The sequence below is a fragment of the Corynebacterium belfantii genome (assembly GCF_041898185.1).
Classification (GTDB): domain Bacteria; phylum Actinomycetota; class Actinomycetes; order Mycobacteriales; family Mycobacteriaceae; genus Corynebacterium; species Corynebacterium belfantii.
The window spans coordinates 2,178,152-2,200,091 of sequence record NZ_CP157823.1 but is presented as its reverse complement, the minus strand read 5'-3'; the positions used below and the strand labels follow the sequence as shown (position 1 = coordinate 2,200,091).

Annotated in this window: 15 protein-coding genes, 4 tRNA genes, 2 rRNA genes and 2 pseudogenes; 20 read left to right on the top strand and 3 right to left on the bottom strand. The window is 52.0% G+C overall.

Annotated elements, in window-relative coordinates; all coding sequences use genetic code 11:
• Positions 1 to 25 precede the first annotated feature (25 nt).
• The 16 genes and pseudogenes from ABMV07_RS10985 to ABMV07_RS10910 all read left to right on the top strand — a co-directional run bounded on the left by ABMV07_RS10985 (position 26) and on the right by ABMV07_RS10910 (position 11,323).
• A complete protein-coding gene (locus ABMV07_RS10985; protein ID WP_229255065.1) occupies positions 26 to 268 on the top strand; it encodes a hypothetical protein in 243 nt (80 codons plus the stop codon).
• A 5-nt stretch (positions 269 to 273) separates the two neighbouring features.
• The gene (locus ABMV07_RS10980; RefSeq protein WP_234914594.1) at positions 274 to 720 is read left to right on the top strand and encodes a hypothetical protein; all 447 of its coding nucleotides are present in this window, start codon (positions 274 to 276) and stop codon (positions 718 to 720) included.
• Positions 721 to 868: 148 nt separating this feature from the next.
• On the top strand, positions 869 to 1,312 hold the full coding sequence (locus ABMV07_RS10975; protein ID WP_197692287.1) for an SdpA family antimicrobial peptide system protein: 444 nt from the start codon (positions 869 to 871) through the stop codon (positions 1,310 to 1,312).
• 1,142 nt (positions 1,313 to 2,454) lie between these two features.
• Positions 2,455 to 3,674: pseudogene (locus ABMV07_RS10970) on the top strand (IS110 family transposase).
• Between the two features lie 703 nt (positions 3,675 to 4,377).
• Complete coding sequence (locus ABMV07_RS10965; RefSeq protein WP_197692200.1) at positions 4,378 to 4,536, top strand: hypothetical protein; 159 nt, start codon at positions 4,378 to 4,380, stop codon at positions 4,534 to 4,536.
• Between the two features lie 175 nt (positions 4,537 to 4,711).
• Positions 4,712 to 5,578 (top strand): annotated as a pseudogene (locus ABMV07_RS10960) (restriction endonuclease); the annotation flags it as partial.
• Positions 5,579 to 5,982: 404 nt separating this feature from the next.
• Positions 5,983 to 6,285: a hypothetical protein gene (locus ABMV07_RS10955; RefSeq protein WP_327786545.1), complete on the top strand. Its 303-nt coding sequence runs from the start codon at positions 5,983 to 5,985 to the stop codon at positions 6,283 to 6,285.
• A 5-nt stretch (positions 6,286 to 6,290) separates the two neighbouring features.
• Positions 6,291 to 7,304, top strand: coding sequence for a FecCD family ABC transporter permease (locus ABMV07_RS10950; RefSeq protein WP_374064609.1), 1,014 nt, complete (start codon positions 6,291 to 6,293; stop codon positions 7,302 to 7,304).
• Between the two features lie 20 nt (positions 7,305 to 7,324).
• Positions 7,325 to 8,332: an ABC transporter substrate-binding protein gene (locus tag ABMV07_RS10945; protein WP_374065026.1), complete on the top strand. Its 1,008-nt coding sequence runs from the start codon at positions 7,325 to 7,327 to the stop codon at positions 8,330 to 8,332.
• A 6-nt stretch (positions 8,333 to 8,338) separates the two neighbouring features.
• Entirely contained in the window at positions 8,339 to 9,106 is a 768-nt protein-coding gene (locus tag ABMV07_RS10940; protein WP_374064608.1) for an ABC transporter ATP-binding protein, read from the top strand.
• Positions 9,107 to 9,199: 93 nt separating this feature from the next.
• Positions 9,200 to 9,275: transfer RNA gene (locus ABMV07_RS10935), tRNA-Glu, on the top strand.
• 26 nt (positions 9,276 to 9,301) lie between these two features.
• Positions 9,302 to 9,375: transfer RNA gene (locus tag ABMV07_RS10930), tRNA-Asp, on the top strand.
• 209 nt (positions 9,376 to 9,584) lie between these two features.
• Complete coding sequence (locus ABMV07_RS10925; protein WP_088266617.1) at positions 9,585 to 10,661, top strand: iron-containing alcohol dehydrogenase family protein; 1,077 nt, start codon at positions 9,585 to 9,587, stop codon at positions 10,659 to 10,661.
• Positions 10,662 to 10,780: 119 nt separating this feature from the next.
• Positions 10,781 to 10,854, top strand: a tRNA-Asp gene (locus ABMV07_RS10920).
• A gap of 22 nt (positions 10,855 to 10,876) precedes the next feature.
• Positions 10,877 to 10,949 (top strand) — tRNA-Phe (locus ABMV07_RS10915).
• 92 nt (positions 10,950 to 11,041) lie between these two features.
• On the top strand, positions 11,042 to 11,323 hold the full coding sequence (locus ABMV07_RS10910; RefSeq protein ID WP_088266616.1) for a GNAT family N-acetyltransferase: 282 nt from the start codon (positions 11,042 to 11,044) through the stop codon (positions 11,321 to 11,323).
• Between the two features lie 41 nt (positions 11,324 to 11,364).
• On the opposite strand, the gene epsC is transcribed toward ABMV07_RS10910, so the two are convergent.
• The gene (epsC, locus tag ABMV07_RS10905; protein WP_088266615.1) at positions 11,365 to 11,931 is read right to left on the bottom strand and encodes a serine O-acetyltransferase EpsC; all 567 of its coding nucleotides are present in this window, start codon (positions 11,929 to 11,931) and stop codon (positions 11,365 to 11,367) included.
• Between the two features lie 105 nt (positions 11,932 to 12,036).
• On the bottom strand, positions 12,037 to 12,972 hold the full coding sequence (cysK, locus tag ABMV07_RS10900; protein ID WP_071572173.1) for a cysteine synthase A: 936 nt from the start codon (positions 12,970 to 12,972) through the stop codon (positions 12,037 to 12,039).
• A gap of 682 nt (positions 12,973 to 13,654) precedes the next feature.
• On the opposite strand from cysK, the gene ramA reads away from it, so the two are divergent.
• Entirely contained in the window at positions 13,655 to 14,500 is an 846-nt protein-coding gene (gene ramA / locus ABMV07_RS10895; RefSeq protein WP_374064606.1) for an acetate metabolism transcriptional regulator RamA, read from the top strand.
• Positions 14,501 to 14,552: 52 nt separating this feature from the next.
• On the opposite strand, the gene ABMV07_RS10890 is transcribed toward ramA, so the two are convergent.
• Complete coding sequence (locus ABMV07_RS10890) at positions 14,553 to 15,128, bottom strand: cob(I)yrinic acid a,c-diamide adenosyltransferase (RefSeq protein WP_088266614.1); 576 nt, start codon at positions 15,126 to 15,128, stop codon at positions 14,553 to 14,555.
• A 38-nt stretch (positions 15,129 to 15,166) separates the two neighbouring features.
• Between ABMV07_RS10890 and murA the strand changes: the two genes are divergently transcribed.
• The 3 genes from murA (at position 15,167) to ABMV07_RS10875 (ending at position 21,920) form a co-directional block, all read left to right on the top strand.
• A complete protein-coding gene (gene murA, locus ABMV07_RS10885) occupies positions 15,167 to 16,423 on the top strand; it encodes a UDP-N-acetylglucosamine 1-carboxyvinyltransferase (protein WP_196981652.1) in 1,257 nt (418 codons plus the stop codon).
• A 536-nt stretch (positions 16,424 to 16,959) separates the two neighbouring features.
• Positions 16,960 to 18,478 (top strand): 16S ribosomal RNA (locus tag ABMV07_RS10880).
• 357 nt (positions 18,479 to 18,835) lie between these two features.
• Positions 18,836 to 21,920, top strand: a 23S ribosomal RNA gene (locus ABMV07_RS10875).
• Together the 16S and 23S rRNA genes form the textbook arrangement of a ribosomal RNA operon.
• Positions 21,921 to 21,940 lie beyond the last annotated feature (20 nt).

Here is a 21,940-nt window from a genome sequence, read left to right as displayed (position 1 = left end):
TTCCAAGACACAGAAAGTTTGTAAAATGACCATCAAACCGTTCCTCCGTACGAAGACCTCTGCAAGATTAGCCACGATTGCGGCCTCCACGATTGCAATAGTTGGAGCTTCAACGTCAATCGCAGTCGCAGAAACCCAAACTAGTAACGATGGAATTCCTCATGTTGCAGATAGTGCAGAGACGTTCGCCAAGCATTCGGACAAAGATTTGCTCTATTTCCTTTTGGCAGGACAAGGCCCGATCGCTGATGATATCCAGAGCTTCTAAAATCGATGAATTTCGATCCGAACAAGCCGCATACAGACGAAGAGGCTTTCGACCTGCTAATCAATGAGTATCTCACGTATAGCGATAGCTTCCCGGAGATTAAGCAGTCGCTAACATCAGGCGATCCGGCCAAAGTGGAGCAAGGGCTAAAGCAGTTCTCGGATGACTTCGTTCAATGCCTTGAACAAAGCGGACGTTTAGTAGCAATGGAAACGCAACCAGACATGACCACCTCTGATTTCTGCGGGAAAACTGCTTGCGGTGCTGCTGTGGTCGTAGTGCTCGCCAACGGTCTCGTCTATGCGAATGTTGCAGTAGCGACCCTTGTCGTTGCCGCCAGAGCCGTAGTTACACTTGCGGTCTATCTCGAGGATGATGAAGCAATCCCAAATGGAATGTCTGAGTTCGAGCGTCAAGAAATTACAGCGCGCTTCGCTCGCGCCCTTGCCTAATGGATTCGCCAACGAAAACCAATCGCAGCGAGGAAATTCGAATAACTTACCGTTTCTACGCATCTTTCTGGTCAACGCTCTTTGTTCTAATTAGGCTGATGCTTGTCGGTATTTTTCACGCTGCCCAGTAATGTTTTAAGCATTCGAGATGGAGGAGAAGCCAGGAAGTTTTTTGCCTCTTACCTCCCCCAGTCATGGGGTTTTTGTCAAGCCCCAACAGGACGGAGAGTACAGGGTATATAGTATCGATGGTTCTGAAAGCGCATCGAGGATAGATTCCTTCCCGAATTCTTCACCATCAAATTTCTTCGGACTTTCACGGAGCCAACGTAGTCAAGGGCCTGAAATAGCTGAAATCGTCCAACAGAATGATTGGGAAAACTGTAACAGCGTATCAATTCATGAGTGTCTAGTCGAAGCTAGCAAAGATCCCCCAAACGTATCAGCTCAAAACAGCGCAAAAGACAAGACGATGTGTGGAGAGCTTATTTTCCTCCACACTAAGCCAACAATTTGGTCATATCAAGATTTTTCAAACGAAAGGCGAACCGCCGAGGCATACCAGCATGTTACCGTCAAGTGCGAGCAATAAAGAGAGTTCTACTCTCCGTAACAAATTATTCGATTCATTCTGGTACTGGAGCCCCCTTCAAGGGGCCGGCCGAAGCCTTATCGCGGCTGCTCAGATCACAGTCTTGATATTCACTCCTGCCAGTAGACTCTCCTCCAAAAGTGTCCTTGCCGATGAAAGTCGGTGCCAGGAATAAGAGCCATCAACGCCTATTGCATATGGAATGGGAGCGAACAGACGGTCAGTTATGTGTTCGCATTCATCCTATTCATCGTAATAGTCGGGTATTTCCCCATTTATAATTTCTTTAGTTCATTTCTACATCACAATATGCTTATCAGGTTTCATCACAGTGCCGGACGGTGGCGATTTTGTTGCAATCCCTGCAACGATGGCACTCGTCCTTCTCGGACTATCAGATAGAAGGTTGAACCATTGGCATGCTGTGAAAGCGCAAGATTCATTTTTGGGATTCAGATCCGGAATTGGTGTAGCTGCAGCATGGTGCCTCCGCTTCCAAGTATCATATATATACCTAAATGCAGCAGTGGCCAAGTTGTTTCCCGAAGAATGGCAAACTGGAACTGCTTTCTGTTATGTGACCAAAAGTGAAATGTTCGGAGTTTCCAGCTGGCTAGAGAAGCCCGTTGATTTCATGGTTCAGTTTTTACTAGTCACTATCATATTCACTTGGGGGACAATCCTTTTTGAAGCTTCCGTGTCCCTGATCTTCATTTTTTGGCAGCAAAAGGTTGAGACGCATTGCTGTGATAGCGTGCATTGTCTTTCACATTGGAATTGCTCTGCTCATCGGGATCGTCTCATTTGGAACGATAATGGTAGGGATAGTCTTAGTAGCAAATTCTGACGTAGGTGGAATCCAATCTAGGCTCTGGTGCAAGGGAAATCCAAAGAGCCCGTTACCTTGTGAGTATCCCCGATAATGGGGATAGTCGCTGGTCCCGGTATGGCTTACTTGCCCTGTAGTTTCCATGATCCGGGGGGGGTGTTGCCACCGGGTGCCAGGACGTTCGATGACAGCTGATAGGGACACGGCCGGAATCTATATCCAGGTCTCTTTGTAACGTGGGTGCTCGCAACGAATGTCATGACGCCAGCGACTGGAACAACGACATATTCATCTCGTTTTCTAGGAGTTCACCATGTCGCAGGATTACTCCATCGACATATTCCTCGGCCTAGACGTCAGCTAGTCTTCAGCACCACGCCTGCGCTCTCGACCACGGTCGGCAACAAAGTATTCGACAAACCATTGCCTCAACTCGAGTCCGATCTAGCAAGCGTTTTCCACCAGCTTCAAGAGCATGGCACGGTGCTCGTGGTCGTCGATCAACCCAATACCATCGGCGCACTACCGATTGCTGTAGCCCGTGCCTGCGGATGCGAAGTCGGATACCTACCGGGTCTAGCTATGCGTAAAGCTGCAGATCTCTATCCAGGCCGTGCGAAAACTTCACAAACGCGACGCATTCATCATCGCCGACACCGCCCGCACAATGCCTCACACGCTGCGTGCCGTCGACCGAAATAACGAAGTTCTATCAGCATTGAAAATGCTCTCCGGCTTCGATGACGACATCGCCCGCGATTGCACCCGCACCGTCAACCGACTACGCAGCATCCTTACCCAGATCTACACCAGCCTGGAACGAGTTCTTGCTGGCAGCACCCTAACGCGCACCCCAATCCTGGACATGCTGATCCACTACAAAGGGCCACAAGGGCTGAAACGAGCCGGATACCATCGGGTGCTGAACTGGATGATCAAGCACACACGAAAAGACCCTACCCCGCTGGTAGACGAGATTTTTGCAGCACTAAAAGCGCAAACAGTCACCGTACCAGGAAGCGATGCCGCCGAGCTCGTCATTCCCCAACTAGCTGCAAACATCAAAGCATTCAAAGCGCAACGTGGGCACCATTGCTGAACAGGTTGAGGGGATGCTTGACGATTTCCCTCTTTGTGAGGTCGTGGATAGAGCATACCCGGAGTCGGCATCAAGACCGCAGCGCAGATCCTTACTTGCGATCGGTAACGGCTTACGACTTCGACAGCGCCGGCCACCTGGCTGCATACGCGGGCATCGCACCAGTGACACGACGATCAGGGTCATCAATCAGAGGGGAATTCCCAGCACGATCGGGTAATAAGCGACTGAAAAACGCTTTGTTCTATTCCGCATTCGCGGCTATCCGCAGCCACGAACCCTCACGGCGGTACTACGAACGTAAACGCGCCGAAGGTAAACGCCATAACGCGGCAGTTATCTGCCTGGCACGACGCCGATGCAACGTCATCTACGCAATGCTGAAAAACAAAGAGTTCTTCCGAGAAATCCCACCACGCCCAGTCGCTGCATAACAACAAAAGACAAAGCCGACCAGTACACGCTGGCCGGCTACTAGGCGCGCCTAAACGACTGCCCCCCATACCTGTACTCGCCTGTGGCAACTTAACACTTGACAAAAACATAGGGACACCCCCAATCGGATTCCGAAATTCGTTCCGCAGTAAATATTCCGAACTAACAGTCTGAACAGGGCCAGCATCGCCTGACCTTGGAAGGCCCAGGCTTGGTGGTGGCTAATGTGGTCTCTTCTTTCTCCGTTAATAACGCCCCTTGGTCTACCTGTAACATAGTTCACGATATTCCCCTCGCTGGCAGCGCCTAGAACCCTGCGAAAGTAGCTTTCTAGTCCTTGGTTTTCGCCTGAGCATCCCACTAGCGGACGTAACCATCCTCGACTTCCCTGCAACGCTTAAGTTATTCTGTCGAGAAATAGTCCTACTTATAGGAGATCCACCGATACTACGTTGCAAAGCTGACTACTCGTAGCACTGTTGTGAGCAACATGTCGCCCGGACTTATCCCGCTCCTAGGCGATGGGGGCGGGCAGAAAATATTGTGTGCAAAAAGATCTGCATCTCGGCCATGCCCCTGCGATATCACTACCCAGTGGCGCTTATCTGCTCCGAGCAAGGAGAATGTCATGGTACATTTGCAGTAATCTGTTCAGACCCTGCCGGGTGCGGGGCTGGAACGGTGGAAGGTGGACTGCGGGGCGTGCTGACGATTGCGAAGCTGCACGGCGATTCCGTGGCCTATTACGAGAGCACTGTCGATCAGAATTCGGTTGAGAATTCCGCCGCGCTTGGCTCGGATGGGTACTACTCCGAGGATGGAACGAAGTCCGCGCAGGCGTGGGTTGTGGCGCGTGAGTGAGTAAAAAGCGAGCGGGTTTGTGCACAACTTGGTGTCGAAGTTGGTGCGGAAGTTCGCGGCGATGTGGTGCGAAATTGGTTCAATAAGGCGCTCGCGCCGAGCGGGTTGAAACTCGGTCGCGCACCGAAAGAGAGCGGAGTGCTGGGGTTCGATCTGGCCTTTTGACCCTTAACCCACTATTGAGCCGACTGCCCGCCGAGTGACCTCAGCTGGTGATGTGTTGCTTCGCAAAGAGATTATTGCGATTTTAGGAGAGAAACTGCGTGCCGAGGTTGATTCCGTCCATGTCGATGATGATGCAAAGAATGCACTAGTTAAACTGGTGCTGAATATGTCGTTGGTGCCTAAAACGGAGCAGACGGCTCGTTATGTAGCGACATTCCTCGTACCGAAGTTTATGCAATCGGTGATGTTTAGTGGTTGGACGGTGACGTCTTTGAATTCGGCGCGTACTGAGCTCCTCAAACTCATCCAAGATTATACCGTTGAGACGTTGCGTTCCACCCGCGAGGTGCCGAGCATTCACCCGAAGCCGATGCTTGGTAGCGGTTATACGTTGCCGTTGGGACAGAAGGTGCATGATCAGATTGAGACACGTGAGCAGTTCGTACGTGGCCAGGTGTATGGGGGATGGTTCAAGTCACTGTTTGCTGAGGAATCTTTGGACTCCTTCACCGGCGAGTACCAGCTGGCGCGCTTACTGAACACTTCGCTGGGGATTGTGTGGTGGCATCGGCTGCATCCGTAAGGCCAAGCGTTCGTGTTTTACAATGCTAAGGATCGCTACTTTCCAGACTTTGTCGCCATGGATGTTAACGGAGTGCACTGGATCATCGAAGGGAAGTCAGAGTGCGGTCGCGACGATGCTCAGGTACAGACCAAACGCAAAGCAGCCGAAGCGCTGGTGCGCCGCCTAGTAGCTGAGGATGCCTACGCCGATCAGCATTGGGGCTGTTTGATCGCCTACGAGCAAGACACAGCCCGTGCTGACTCTTGGGAAGACTTGAAAGCCTTCGCTAGCCCGGTCAACAACGCCCTGTAGCAGTATAACCGCCACATCGAAGCGCCTCTCGATGGTCTTTTGTGCGGTCAAGTTTTCGAGAAGAAAGTTGGTCAGACGGTACTCCATTCGGGGCTGTGCGGTTGGTGGGTCGTCGGATTTCTCCCCGTCTTTAAATCCTGTGAACACACTCTCTGATCGGGGGGACACCCACAAGGTAACGGGCTAATACCAGGTTGACTCATATCTTTGGTGCTTCGTTGTTGTTCTCGGTCTTAGTGGTTTACGTCCTTTCATAACGTCTCCATGACATGTCAGCGAACAGAGCCGGGTCTTCCGCGTAATTCGCTTGGCGGCTGACGCTACCCCACGTTTCCCTACTTACGTGTTGGTTCCGCTTGGCGGGATTTTGGTAGATATTTCTGAATCGATTCGCTGTAACTGCGGTGAGGCGCTATTCCCAGGACAATGCATTGGTGGGGTATGACTGCGATTCCACAATGCTGCGTATCGCTGTGATGAATATGTATGTGCATAAATTTAAGAAGCCAAAGATTGTGTATCGTAATTTTTGGGCCTGCCCCTTGGATGATTCTGTTGAACCAGCGGCATTAATGCCGGAGCAGTTGGCAAATAATAACTTGCCGGATGTTATATGCAGTTTTTCGATCAGCACTGCTGACGAGGGTGAGCAAGCCTGCACTGTGATAGTTCGCGACGATGAACAATTATCTGCTGTGCTACCGTGAACTCTGTGACTCGAACTCGCTCAATAATCGGGATCCTGTGTATTCTCCTTGTTCTAACCCCCGCGGCAACCGTTTCGCTTGGTCCAGCCGCAGTGCCGTTTTTTCAAGTCTATGCAGTAATTGCCAGTCACACTCCAAGTGTCCCAGTTACCATAACGTGGGATCATGCTACTGATGCCATTGTTTGGCAGACTCGGTTGCCGCGTATCGTTTTAGGGTTAGCAGTAGGTGCCACTCTTGGTGTTTCGGGTGTTGCTTTCCAAGCCTTGATCCGTAATTCGTTGGCTGAACCTTATGTGCTAGGTGTGAGTTCAGGCGCTGGCGCTGGCGCAGCATTAGCACTCATTTCTTTTGGCGTAAGCAGTGCTTTCGGGGTAGGAGCGTTTGCTTTTGGTGGTGCTGCACTGGCCACCACTGCAGTCGTTATTATCGCTGGCGGGGGAGCCCATCCCCTTAAGCTTATTTTGTCTGGTTTGGCTGTAGGGTTTGGTGCTCAATCGTTGACAAATCTAGTGATCTTTTCTTCGGGCTCACCTGAAACGAATCAGGCTGTCATGTTTTGGATGCTGGGCTCTTTGAGCAGAGCACGCTGGTCTACAATCGGCATCGTATGCGTGGCTGCCGTCATAGTCATGCTTGTGTTAAGCCTTTATGGGCCAATTCTTGACGCCCTTGCTAGCGGTGATTCCACTGCGCGATCGGTAGGTGTACATTCAGTGCGTACCCGTGCGCTTTTACTGCTTGGCGTTAGTGCTGCTGTCGCTATTACGGTGAGCGCTGCGGGCGGAATTGGCTTCGTAGGTCTTATTATTCCGCATGTGATGCGACAGTTGGTCGGGTATTCCCACCGTGTGCTTGTGGTTGCATCAGGGCTTGCATCGGCTGTTTTTCTCGTGTGGGCAGATGCCTTTGCACGGATTGTTTTTAGTCCTCAAGAGCTACCTATCGGCGTGATCACGGGGCTTATTGGCGCTCCGTGTCTGGCCTTGATAGTGAAAAACCAAAAGAATCAAATGTAAAAATAAAGAGGAGTAATAAGATGACGTTGTCATGGAAGCCGCTGGCAGCAGTAACGTGTGTTGCTGTTTTATCGTGTGGTTTGACTGCGTGTGGTGAAAGTGCTGTTGATAAGGCTAACAAGTCTGAGCACAACATGGGGAAATCTAAGCAGAATCAGCAGATCAGCATTAAAAGTTGCGGTGAAACTCTGACCTTCGACAAAGCCCCAGAAAACGTGCTCATGCTCAGCGAGATGAACGTTTCGATTCTGCATGAGTTAGGCGTTCTGGACCGAGTAAAGCACCGTGCTGGAGAGGAGCGTGTGAATCAGCTGGATGCAGATTTGGAAGCCGCCATCGCCAATATTCCTTCTGTTAAGGCAGACGATACAGGTACTGGTGGCGCAAAGATGTCCACTGAGTCCATTGTTGATCTACGTCCTGATTTGGTTATCGGCTATGACACCGGTGCGGATCGCCAGGCGCTCAAAGATGCAGGTATCCCTCTGTACTCTCCAGACGCATTGTGTCCAGATATTGAGTTAACTCCTGCAAGCTGGGACAAGGTGACTGATGAGATCGATAAGATGGGAGCACTTTTCCAGGTGGAGGGCAAAGCCAAAGAACTAAAGGAAAAGATCGCCAAGAAGACACCGCAGGTTTCTGCTTCCACAGCTAATGGTGTGGTGCTATATATCACTCCTGGCTCAAATGAGTTCTATACCTATGGCAATACCTCTATGGTTCAACCAATTCTTGAGGCCAATGGTTTGAAGAACCCCTATTCTGATAACAAAGAACGGGTTTTCGATGCCTCCATGGAGGATTTGCTTGACAAGAATCCTGAGTGGATTGTGCTGCTAAGTGAGACTGGTGATGACAAAGCTGCCATGGAGACTTTCCTCGGTTTTAATGGGGCTCGTAGCTTGAAAGCTGTGCAGGAGCATAAAGTGGTTCATATGCCTTTTATTCTCACTGATCCGCCGAGCACGCTCTCGGTTGAAGGAGCTGTATATCTGCAAAAGCAGATGAAAAACGCGGGAATGTAACGTGCAGTGATAAGTGCGAGTGATGTTGTAGTAGATCGTTGTGGTCGTTTGGTTGTCCATGGTGTGACTTTGCGTGTGGGCGCTGGCGAGATTGTCGGTATCGTTGGCCCAAATGGTTGTGGAAAATCCACTTTGTTGCAAGCGATTCATGGAGCCCTAAAACTAGCTGGGGGCAAAGTTATCGTCGATGGTAATGATGTACATCAACTGCGGGTTAAGGATATTGCTAAGCAGATAGCTGTGGTTGCGCAGGAGCGCGATCAAGCATTACCTCTAACGGTACGCGACGCTGTTGGGTTAGGTGCTCTTGCGTATCGACGACTACTCGATTTTAATACAGATGCAAACGAAGCAATTGTGAGTAAAGCTCTTGAGCAGGTCTCGTTGACATCACTACAGCATCGTCTTATCACGGAACTTTCAGGTGGTGAGCGTCAACGTGCGCTTATAGCTCGCGCCATAGTTCAGCAAGCGGATCATTTATTACTAGACGAGCCCACTAATCACTTGGACTTAGCGCATCAGTTTGAGTTGATGGAATTAGTGCGGGATTTACGTTGTGCAACGATTGTCGTGCTTCACGACCTGAATCTTGCAGCACGTTACTGTGATCGTGTGGTGGTGCTGGGTTCCGATGGGCATGTGGTGGCTGCCGGAGAGCCTGCCGATGCATTTACGGCAGAAATGATTACGGATGTATTTGGGGTGGCTGTGGAGCGCGTGGTTGTAGGAGGACGGATGCATCTAGTTTTCGATTCTTTGACTATCTTATAAAAAGCTTGTTTACCTCGCGTTTTGCGTATTTTAGGAATTCAAGTATAGTTCTTCTCAGTCCGCACGACAGCCTAGCTGTCTTGTAACAGGCTTGCTCCCATCGTCTAGGGGCCTAGGACACCGCCCTTTCACGGCGGCGACACGGGTTCGAATCCCGTTGGGAGTACCACCACGTTTTCGTGGCCATATAAATATGGCCCTGTGGCGCAGTTGGTTAGCGCGCCGCCCTGTCACGGCGGAGGTCGCGGGTTCAAGTCCCGTCAGGGTCGCATTTATTTTTAAAATACCGAGGCATGGAAATGTCTCGGTATTTTTTATTTCTGGGGGCTGTCATCTTGGTGATGGCGGAAGCGTGAATGTCTATTAACTGAGGCTCTGTGTTGGGCAGTGTTGGATGTCGCGTGTATGATGATCGATTAATTCCATGTCCACTAGATGGGATTTATTGTTTCATTTACGGCTTACTTGAGGTGGTTTTATGCCTTACTCTTTGCAATTACCGGGATATAGCATCGGCGATAACGCTTACGAAAAGATTGACGCGATCGTGTCGACCTATGGCTCTTCGGTGGCGGTGATTGGTGGCAAGACTGCTTTAGAAAAGTCGCGCCCGCGTCTCGAGGCCGCATTGGCTGATAGCGGAATTGAAGTCGTGGACTGGATTGTTTATGGCCATAACTGCACCTACGAGCGTGTCGACGCTCTCTGTGATATGTCTTCGGTGCAGCAGGCCGACATGATTTTTGGTGTTGGCGGCGGTCGTGCCGTCGATACGGTAAAGGTGGTTGCGAACCGCTTGGGCAAGCCATTATTTGCGTTTCCTACATTGGGTTCGAACTGTGCTGCAGCAACGAATTTGTCTGTGGTGTATAAGAATGATGATTCGCTGGCTGGTTATGACTTCCAGCGCGGCCCGTGCCACCACGTGTTTATTGATACGGCGGTGATTGCGCAGTCGCCTGCGGAGTTGTTGTGGGCTGGAATTGCAGATGGCATGTCTAAAGAGTGCGAGGTAAAGCTGCAGTCGCGTGATCGTGATTTGTCGCATGCACCTTTGATGGGGCGAAACGTGTGTTCGGCGGTGACACCTGCACTAATGAATTTTGGTTTGCAGGCTTTGGAGGATTGTCGTGCGGGTAGATCGTCGCAGGCAATCGAGGAGGTTGCGTTGGCGATCATCATGACCTGTGGGTATGTGTCTAACATGACGGTGGATCCAGGGCAGGCGTATTACTACAATTCTTCGCTTGCGCATGCGTTTTATAACTCTTCGACGGCATTTCCGGAGTGCGTCGGCAAGCATCTGCATGGCGAGATTGTCTCTTATGGTGTGCTGGTGTTGTTGCAGTATGACGGCGACATGGAGACTAAGCGTCGTTATGTTCAGTTTTATAAGCAGATGGGATTCCCATTAACGTTGGCGGATCTTGATCTTCGTGAGTCTGACATCGCGGAGCTGGTGTCGCATGCACCGGCGACAACGGAGTGGAAGACGGGCGATTTTGATCTTGAGCGTTTTGCTCAAGCGATTATCGATGCTCAGGTCTTTGCTTAATAGTTTTTCTCCTAAGAAATCCGCGTTGACCTTTGGATTTGTGGGTGTGAACATTATCTGTGTAGAGTAATGACTCGTGCAAGGGAAGGAATTGCTTCTCTCCCAAGTACAGCCTTTGAGGCCCTGTGGCGCAGTTGGTTAGCGCGCCGCCCTGTCACGGCGGAGGTCGCGGGTTCAAGTCCCGTCAGGGTCGCAAGACTGTTATTACAGTCTTTGGCCAGATAGCTCAGTCGGTAGAGCACACGCCTGAAAAGTGTGGGGTCGCCAGTTCGATCCTGGCTCTGGCCACAAATTAAGGTCCCAGTCATTTTGACTGGGACCTTTTTGTTTTCTTCTGGTAGAACTGGTGGGAATTGCTACTGGAACTAGAGGAGGCAGATATGTCTGATATTCAAGTTCGGCACGAGGAAACCGACAAGCAATTTGTAATAGCCGTCGATGGTGAGAATGCGGGCTTTGCTGGCTACTCGGAGCGCGACGGCCGCCGGAATTTTAACCATACGGTCATCGATCCACGTTTTCGCGGTCAGGGGCTTTCTCAGCCACTAATTCAGCAGGCTTTGGAAGCAACCCATGCGGATGGTTTGGGTGTGATTGCTACGTGCTCTGCTGTGGTGGGGTTTGTTCAGAAAAATCCTGAGTTTCGTGAGTACCTTGCATAGGGCATAAAAATGCCACCTCGGGGTGTGAGGCGGCATGGGGGTTAGATGTAGTAGTCGGGGTCGACGAGTTTGATTTTTTCGTCGACGCCGCGGGGGCGGTTGGTGGCGGGGATTCCCACAGCGATGTGGTTGGCGGGGACGTCTTTGGTTACTACGGCGTTGGCGCCGATGGCGCTGCCCTTGCCGATGGTGATGGGGCCTAGGACTTTGGCGCCTGCGCCGATAACCACATCGTCTTCAACAGTGGGGTGGCGTTTTGTTTGGGTTAGCACCTGACCGCCAAGGGTTACGCCGTGGTAGAGCATGACTCCGTCGCCAATTTCGGCGGTTTCGCCGATGACGATGCCCATGCCGTGGTCGATGAAGAATCGGTGTCCGATGGTGGCTCCGGGGTGGATCTCTACACCGGTGAGGAATCGGGTGAATTGTGCGAGGATGCGTGCGGGGCCTTTAAGGTTTTTCTGCCATAGTGCGTGGGCGATACGGTGGCTCCAGATGGCGTGGAGTCCTGAGTAAACGATGGCATTTTCTGCGTCGCTGCGAGCCGCGGGGTCGTGTTCGCGGGCGTTCGCTAGGTCTTCGCGGATCGTCTTGACAAGCCTGTACATGGAACCCGACTCTATCAGTTTGTGCTTATCGACGCCCCGACGCGTGAAAAACGCCCTGACCACGTATGTTTCGGTGGTCAGGGCGTTGCGTCAACGGTGAGTTGATTAGTCGCGGATGTCGTCGAACAAGACGGTTGATACGTAGCGCTCGCCGTAGTCAGGTACGACGGTGACGATGGTCTTGCCCTCGTTTTCTGGCAATGCTGCAAGCTCAAGTGCTGCCTTGAGGTTGGCGCCGGCAGAGATGCCGCCCAAGATACCTTCTTGTGCGGCGAGCTGGCGTGAGGTGGAGATTGCGTCCTCGTTGGTCACGGTGATGACTTCTTCGTAGACCTTCTGGTTAAGAACGCTTGGGATGAAGTTTGCGCCGAGGCCTTGGATCTTGTGAGGACCTGCCTTGCCGGTGGTCAGGAGAGCGGAGGCTGCTGGCTCGACGGCGTAGACCTTGATCTCTGGGTTGTGCTTCTTCAGGGTTTCGCCAGCGCCGGTGACAGTTCCGCCGGTGCCTACGCCTGCGACGAAGATGTCGACCTGTCCGTCGGTGTCGTTCCAGATCTCTTCGCCGGTGGTACGACGGTGAATTTCTGGGTTGGCGGCGTTCTTGAACTGGCTGGCGAGGATGGCGTTGTCGCGCTCAGCGACGATTTCGTTTGCCTTGTCTACGGCACCTTGCATTCCGGCTGCACCAGAGGTGAGAACGATCTCTGCACCATAGGCGCGTAGCATGACGCGGCGCTCGAGGGACATTGTTTCTGGCATGGTGAGCACAACGTTGTAGCCGCGGGCAGCACCGACGAGTGCAAGAGCGATACCGGTGTTGCCGGATGTTGCTTCAACGATGGTGCCACCTGGCTTGAGCTCACCGGAGGCTTCTGCTGCGTCGACGATTGCTTTACCAATACGGTCTTTCACAGAATTTGCAGGGTTAAAAAACTCAACTTTGACCACAACGTTGCCGGGGAGGTCTTTGTCGAGGCGATTGAGCTTAATGAGTGGTGTATTGCCCACAGTGTCGAGGATGCTGTCGTAAATTTTAGCCATGATATGACGTCCTTTATTTCATTGCGTTTATCGGTTGACCTGCACAAAAGGGTGTATTTTTCTTCCTTTTTCGTAGGTTCGACTGTCTACTCTACGCTCAACAAAACTAAAATGCTAGACAGAATTGTCTTATTATGCGTACCGATCGGTCTATTTAAAATAATTTAGCTAAGTTTGGCTAATATTTAGTGATGCTCGTCACTGACAATCTGTAAAATCTAACAGTAAACAGATATATGCGGACATTTGAATTGTCCGAATTGTGGTTTGGGGGTGTGGGGCTAGGCGTGTATTCGAGTTTATAATTTCCACCTGTGGAGTAGCTGAAAACCGCCCGAAAATGAGCTCCGACACATTCCATCATTTGGGATGGAAGTGAGCTTCTTCATGTATTAATGCACTTTGTCGAAGCTTTCGAGAGTCCATTATGTGAGATTTGGGGCTAATGTGATGGGTGGGTGTAAGGGTGTAATTTGTGGGGCAAGGGGGGAGTTTGTTACCCCTTGTCCGATGTGTAATCGGGCAAAATTATGCAGCATTGCTCCGCGAAGGGGCTTTTGAATACCCCCGTGAGCCAGTTATACTTTTGCCAGTTGCATGATCTACCCCAAGGTTTTGCGCACCAGAATGACGCAAATGGGTGTGACGCAATCGGAGTAGTTTCTGATCAGACAGGAGTCTCATGGTGGAAGCACAACGAGTCAAAGAAGACGAAGACGCGATCCGTCAAGCGCTTGCATCGCTAAAAAATGCCACGGGCATCCCCGTGACGATGTATGCCTCAGTTCAGTCCGACAGTCGTCTACTAATTAATCAGTGGGTTGGACTGCGCACACCTGCTCTTCAGAACTTGATTATTGATAATGGCGTTGGCGTCGGCGGTCGCGTTTTAAAGACCCGTCGTCCAGTCGGTGTGAGTGATTACACTCGTGCCAACGTGATTTCCCATGATCTTGACCCTGTCATCCAAGACGAAGGCCTGCATTCCATAGTTGCTATTCCTGTGATTGTGCAGCGCGAAGTGCGTGGTGTTCTCTATGTTGGCGTTCATTCCCCAGTGCGTTTGGGGGACAAGGTGATCGAAGAGGTCACTATGACCGCACGAGTCTTGGAGCAAGAACTCGCTATCAATTCTGCTTCTCGTCGCAGCGACAACCCTCGCGGTGGCGTAGCAAAGCAAGGCCGCATGATGAATGGTGCTGAATGGGAACAGATTCGTTCCACTCATTCCAAGCTGCGCATGCTGGCTAACCGCATCGAGCAAGAAGAACTGCGTCAGGAACTTGAAGAGCTGTGCGATCAGATGGTGGCACCGGTTCATGTCAAGCAAACCACCAAGCTCTCTGCTCGCGAACTCGACGTCCTTTCCTGTGTTGCGTTGGGGCACACCAACGTCGAAGCAGCAGAGGAAATGGGAATTGGTGCAGAAACAGTAAAGAGCTACCTGCGTTCGGTGATGCGTAAGCTCGGTGCACACACCCGTTACGAGGCTGTCAACGCGGCTCGTCGTATCGGCGCACTGCCTTAAAGCGAAAACAAATTACCTCGGATACTTCTCGTGGAAATATCCGAGGTCTTTTTTATGTGCGGCTTCCGCCTGGAACCCATTTCACGTCGTTGCTGTTATTCGCGAGTCGCGACATGATGAACAGCAAATCGCTTAGACGGTTGAGATAACGTGCAGGAAGTACCGAAGTAGTCTCGGGAACCGCCTCGACTGCGGCCCATGCGGCGCGCTCTGCGCGGCGTGCGATGGTGCGGGCAACGTGCAGCATCGCTGCTCCTGGGGTTCCGCCTGGCAAAATAAAGGAATTGAGTGCTTCGAGCTGCTCGTTAAATCGATCACAGTCGGCTTCGAGGGCGTCGATGTAGCTTTGCTCAATACGCAGCGGTGGGTATTGAGGATTTTCCTGGATCGGAGTGGATAGGTCCGCGCCGGCGTCGAAAAGCTCGTTTTGGACGCGCTTTAGTACGGTGACCACGTCCTCGGGAAGCGTTGTTAATGCAAGAGCTTGGCCTATCGACGCATTCAATTCATCGCAATCCGCATAGGCCGCAAGGCGTGGATCGTTTTTAGAAACTCGAGAAAAATCGGACAACGCAGTCGTGCCGTCGTCGCCAGTTCGTGTGTAGATCTTTGTCAAATGAACAGCCATACTCCAAACCTACGCGATAACTCAGTAGGGTTGGAGGGGTGAAGGAAAGATTTCTAGTTACCGGCGGTGCTCGACTCGAAGGAACCGTCCATGTTGGCGGCGCGAAAAACAGCGTGCTCAAGCTGATGGCGGCTGCTCTTCTTGCCGAAGGCACCACGACGTTGACCAATTGCCCGAAGATCTTGGACGTTCCTTATATGGTTCGCGTCCTCGAAGGCCTGGGTTGTTCTGTTGTCCACTCCGGTTCAACGGTGGAAATTACAACGCCAGCCGAAATTTCCAGTAACGCCGACTTCGATGCCGTGCGGCAATTCCGCGCCTCCGTATGCGTACTCGGCCCATTGACCGCGCGCTGCGGCAAGGCAGTCGTTGCATTGCCCGGTGGAGACGCCATCGGATCGCGCCCCTTAGATATGCACCAAAGCGGCTTAGAAAAACTGGGTGCTAAAACCCACATCGAACATGGTGCGGTTGTGGCCCAAGCAGATCAGCTGCGTGGCGCCAATATTCACCTTGACTTCCCATCGGTCGGAGCGACCGAAAATATTTTGACCGCAGCCGTTCTCGCAGAAGGCACGACCGTTCTTGATAACGCTGCGCGCGAGCCAGAAATTCTTGACCTATGCGTCATGCTCAAAGAAATGGGCGCGGATATTGAAGGCGAGGGCACCTCGACCATCACCATCCGTGGCGTTGAAAAACTGCACCCCACCCAGCACGAAGTTATTGGCGACCGCATCGTTGCCGGTACATGGGCATATGCCGCAGCGATGACCCAAGGCGACATCACTGTCGGTGGCATTGCACCACGCAACCTGCACTTGGCATTGGAAAAACTCAAGGTCGCAGGCGCCGAGGTGACCACGTACGATCACGGATTCCGCGTGCGCATGGACCGTCGCCCCATGGCGGTGGACTATCAAACGCTCCCATTCCCAGGGTTCCCAACCGATCTTCAGCCAATGGCCATTGGCATTTCGACGGTTGCAGATGGCGTTTCGGTAATCACGGAAAATATCTTCGAGGCACGCTTCCGCTTCGTCGACGAACTCGTCCGCCTAGGTGCCGACGCCACTGTCGACGGTCACCATGTGGTTATGAGGGGAGTGGAGAAACTTTCTTCGACACCAGTGTGGAGCTCAGACATTCGAGCCGGAGCCGGACTCGTGTTGGCGGCTTTGTGCGCTGATGGGGTGACAGAAGTAAACGATGTGTTCCACATCGACCGCGGATACCCCAACTTTGTCGAAGATCTTCAGCGCTTGGGTGCCCAGATCGAACGAGTGCAAGTTTAAAAACCTGTTGTGACCTGTGGAGTTGTGTCAACAGGTCGTGGTGTGTACATTTAATCAAGTCGCCGCGACCGACACCGCCCCTTACATGAGTGAGAGTAGGCGGGAGGAAAACAAGCTGGTCGGCAAGAATACAAGTAATTTTCCGCTAGGCATCATTAGTTAATGATGGTGTGTGGTGGTGTGATTGTGTTGTTTGAGAACTCAATAGTGTGCCAATGTACTTTTGGTTCCCATCTTTTTATGGGGTGGGGATCGGATAAGAAAAAGATATATGCAATGATGATGAACGTGATGTTGTCATACGGCCGGCAAGTGTGCCATGGCTTGTAAATAACATGATGGTTATTGTGAATTGTTGTGTTGGTGGTCATGATTATTTTTCCTCGTCAAAGGGATGATGGCCACGTTTTTGATAGAGCAAATCATTATTTTTTATTTTTTTGCCAGTCGCAGGCAATGTTGTGTTGTTTGTGGTGGTTTTTAGCCAGTTGGTTGGGCTTGTTCCAGCTTAAAAGGGTTGGTCTTTTGACTGATTTTTTATGGAGAGTTTGATCCTGGCTCAGGACGAACGCTGGCGGCGTGCTTAACACATGCAAGTCGAACGGAAAGGCCTAGCTTGCTAGGTACTCGAGTGGCGAACGGGTGAGTAACACGTGGGTGATCTGCCTCGTACTTCGGGATAAGCCTGGGAAACTGGGTCTAATACTGGATAGGACCATGCTTTAGTGTGTGTGGTGGAAAGTTTTTTCGGTACGAGATGAGCCCGCGGCCTATCAGCTTGTTGGTGGGGTAATGGCCTACCAAGGCGTCGACGGGTAGCCGGCCTGAGAGGGTGGACGGCCACATTGGGACTGAGATACGGCCCAGACTCCTACGGGAGGCAGCAGTGGGGAATATTGCACAATGGGCGCAAGCCTGATGCAGCGACGCCGCGTGGGGGATGACGGCCTTCGGGTTGTAAACCTCTTTCGCTAGGGACGAAGCTTTTGTGACGGTACCTAGATAAGAAGCACCGGCTAACTACGTGCCAGCAGCCGCGGTAATACGTAGGGTGCGAGCGTTGTCCGGAATTACTGGGCGTAAAGAGCTCGTAGGTGGTTTGTCGCGTCGTCTGTGAAATTCCGGGGCTTAACTCCGGGCGTGCAGGCGATACGGGCATAACTTGAGTGCTGTAGGGGAGACTGGAATTCCTGGTGTAGCGGTGGAATGCGCAGATATCAGGAGGAACACCGATGGCGAAGGCAGGTCTCTGGGCAGTAACTGACGCTGAGGAGCGAAAGCATGGGGAGCGAACAGGATTAGATACCCTGGTAGTCCATGCCGTAAACGGTGGGCGCTAGGTGTGAGGGTCTTCCACGACTTTCGTGCCGTAGCTAACGCATTAAGCGCCCCGCCTGGGGAGTACGGCCGCAAGGCTAAAACTCAAAGGAATTGACGGGGGCCCGCACAAGCGGCGGAGCATGTGGATTAATTCGATGCAACGCGAAGAACCTTACCTGGGCTTGACATATGCAGGATCGGCGTAGAGATACGTTTTCCCTTGTGGTCTGTATACAGGTGGTGCATGGTTGTCGTCAGCTCGTGTCGTGAGATGTTGGGTTAAGTCCCGCAACGAGCGCAACCCTTGTCTTATGTTGCCAGCATGTTATGGTGGGGACTCATGAGAGACTGCCGGGGTTAACTCGGAGGAAGGTGGGGATGACGTCAAATCATCATGCCCCTTATGTCCAGGGCTTCACACATGCTACAATGGTCGGTACAACGCGCTGCGAGCCTGTGAGGGTGAGCGAATCGCTGAAAGCCGGCCTCAGTTCGGATTGGGGTCTGCAACTCGACCCCATGAAGTCGGAGTCGCTAGTAATCGCAGATCAGCAACGCTGCGGTGAATACGTTCCCGGGCCTTGTACACACCGCCCGTCACGTCATGAAAGTTGGTAACACCCGAAGCCAGTGGCCTAACCTTTGTGGGAGGAGCTGTCGAAGGTGGGATCGGCGATTGGGACGAAGTCGTAACAAGGTAGCCGTACCGGAAGGTGCGGCTGGATCACCTCCTTTCTAAGGAGTTTTTATTGTTGGGTGACAGTTGTTGCCTGTTGTTTTTTTGTATCCGGGTGGATGCGTGTGACCCATGATGGTTTTTTCTCGCGCTGTGTGGTGTGAGGGTGTTGTGGTTGTTGTGTTTGTGGTTGTTGTGTGTTTTTTCTTGTTTGTGTGTGTTGGTGCGCTGTTGGGTGTCTGGGGCAACGTGGTTGTTCTGGTTGATCACTCACGTGGTTTTGTGTGGTGTGGCTGGTTGTGTGCTGGTTGTGCTGTCATGGGACCTTGTGGTTGGTGTGTTGTGTGAGAACTGTATAGTGGACGCGAGTAATCTTTATTCTTTAATTGTTCTTGGTGTTTTTGTTTGTTACATGTGTGTTGTTTGTGAAGGGCACACGGTGGATGCCTGGGCATTATGAGCCGATGAAGGACGTGTAAGGCCGCGATAGGCCTCGGGGAGTTGCCAATAGAGCGTTGATCCGAGGGTGTCCGAATGGGGAAACCTGGCCATGGTTATGTGTGGTTACCCATCAGTGAATGTATAGCTGGTGTGGGGGTGACGCGGGGAAGTGAAACATCTTAGTACCCGTAGGAGAAGAAAATAATTAATGATTCTGCTAGTAGTGGCGAACGAACGTGGATGAGGCTAAACCGTATGCGTGTGATACCTGGCAGGGGTTGCGTGTGTGGTGTTGTGGGGCGTTGTTGGAGGAGGCTGCCGGCTCCTCGCTTGTGTATGTGTGTGTTAGCGGAAGTGGTTTGGAATGGCCTGCCGTAGTGGGTGAGAGTCCCGTACGTGAAAGTGCATGCATGTGAGTGGATGATGTTCCCGAGTAGCAGCGGGCTCGTGGAATCTGCTGTGAATCTGCCGGGACCACCCGGTAAGCCTAAATACTTATGATGACCGATAGCGGATTAGTACCGTGAGGGAATGGTGAAAAGTACCCCGGGAGGGGAGTGAAATAGTACCTGAAACCGTGTGCTTACAATCCGTCAGAGCCTTTTTTGTGGGGTGATGGCGTGCCTTTTGAAGAATGAGCCTGCGAGTCAGCGGCATGTCGCGAGGTTAACCCGTGTGGGGTAGTCGTAGCGAAAGCGAATCCTAATGAGGGTGTTTGTTAGTGGCATGTTCTGGACCCGAAGCGGGGTGATCTACCCATGGCCAGTGTGAAGCAGCTGTAAGAGGTTGTGGAGGCGCGAACCCACTTAGGTTGAAAACTGAGGGGATGAGCTGTGGGTAGGGGTGAAAGGCCAATCAAACTCCGTGATAGCTGGTTCTCCCCGAAATGCATTTAGGTGCAGCGTTGTGTGTTTCTTGCTGGAGGTAGAGCTACTGGTTGGTTGAGCGGGACTACAATCTTAGCAATGTCAGCCAAACTCCGAATGCCGGTAATGTTAAGCATGGCAGTGAGACTGCGGGGGATAAGCTCCGTTGGTCGAGAGGGAAACAGCCCAGATCGCCGGTTAAGGCCCCTAAGGGTGTACTAAGTGGAAAAGGATGTGGGATCGCGAAGACAGCCAGGAGGTTGGCTTAGAAGCAGCCATCCTTGAAAGAGTGCGTAATAGCTCACTGGTCGAGTGGTTCTGCGCCGACAATGTAGTGGGGCTCAAGTACACCGCCGAAGCCGCGGCAGTCAGCATTTTTTGTTGGTTGGGTAGGGGAGCGTCGTGCACTGCTGTGAAGCACCTGGGTGACTTGATGGTGTGGAGTGTGTGCGAGTGAGAATGCAGGCATGAGTAACGAATGAAAAGTGGAAAACTTTTCCGCCGGATGACTAAGGGTTCCTGGGTTAAGCTAATCTTCCCAGGGTGAGTCGGGACCTAAGGCGAGGCCGACAGGCGTAGTCGATGGATAACCAGTTGATATTCTGGTACCCGTGTATGTGCGCCCAGTGGTGAATCAGTGGTACTAACCATCCATGGATCTTCTGGTCATGCTTTTTGTGTGGTTGGTGGTGATGTGCGTGGGATCTTCGTTGGTAGTAGCCAAGTGATGGGGTGACGCAGTGAGGTAGCTGAGCCATGTAGTGGATTGTGGTGTAAGCGTGTGGCCCGTGGCATAGGTAAATCCGTGTCGCATAGTGGGTGAGGCGTGATGCGTAGACCTTTGTGGTTGATGTTGGTGATCCTGTACTGTCGAGAAAAGCCTCTAGCGAGTGCATATATGGCCCGTACCCATAACCGACACAGGTGGTCAGGTAGAGAATACTAAGGCGATCGGGTGAACTGTGGTTAAGGAACTCGGCAAATTGCCCCCGTAACTTCGGGAGAAGGGGGACCATTGCTGGTGACCGACGTGGTTGAGCTGGTGGTGGTCGCAGAGAATAGAGGGAAGCGACTGTTTATTAAAAACACAGGTCCGTGCGAAAACGTGGAAGTTGATGTATACGGACTGACGCCTGCCCGGTGCTGGAAGGTTAAGAGGACCTGTTAGGGCATTGTTGTCCGAAGCGGAGAATTTAAGCCCCAGTAAACGGCGGTGGTAACTATAACCATCCTAAGGTAGCGAAATTCCTTGTCGGGTAAGTTCCGACCTGCACGAATGGCGTAACGACTTCCCTGCTGTCTCAACCACAGGCCCGGTGAAATTGCAGTACGAGTAAAGATGCTCGTTACGCGCGGCAGGACGAAAAGACCCCGGGACCTTCACTATAGCTTGGTATTGGTGTTTGGTTCGGTTTGTGTAGGATAGGTGGGAGACTGTGAAGTGGTCACGCTAGTGGTTGTGGAGTCGAAAGTTGAAATACCACTCTGATCGGATTGAGCACCTTAACCTTGGCCCATGATCTGGGTTGGGGACAGTGCCTGGTGGGTAGTTTAACTGGGGCGGTTGCCTCCTAAAATGTAACGGAGGCGCCCAAAGGTTCCCTCAGCCTGGTTGGCAATCAGGTGGTGAGTGTAAGTGCACAAGGGAGCTTGACTGTGAGACTGACAGGTCGAGCAGGGACGAAAGTCGGGACTAGTGATCCGGCATCTACTTGTGGAAGTGGTGTCGCTCAACGGATAAAAGGTACCCCGGGGATAACAGGCTGATCTTCCCCAAGAGTCCATATCGACGGGATGGTTTGGCACCTCGATGTCGGCTCGTCGCATCCTGGGGCTGGAGTAGGTCCCAAGGGTTGGGCTGTTCGCCCATTAAAGCGGCACGCGAGCTGGGTTTAGAACGTCGTGAGACAGTTCGGTCTCTATCCGCCGCGCGCGTTGAAACTTGAAGAAGGCTGTCCCTAGTACGAGAGGACCGGGACGGACGTACCTCTAGTGTGCCAGTTGTCACGCCAGTGGCAGGGCTGGTTGGCTACGTACGGGAGGGATAACCGCTGAAAGCATCTAAGCGGGAAGCCTGTTTTGAGATGAGGTTTCTTTTGAGGTTCCCTCTAGACTAGGGGGTTGATAGGCCAGATCTGGAAGCGTAGTAATGCGTTAAGGTGACTGGTACTAATATGACCGAGTAATAACATTGTGTAACGAGCAAAAAGAATA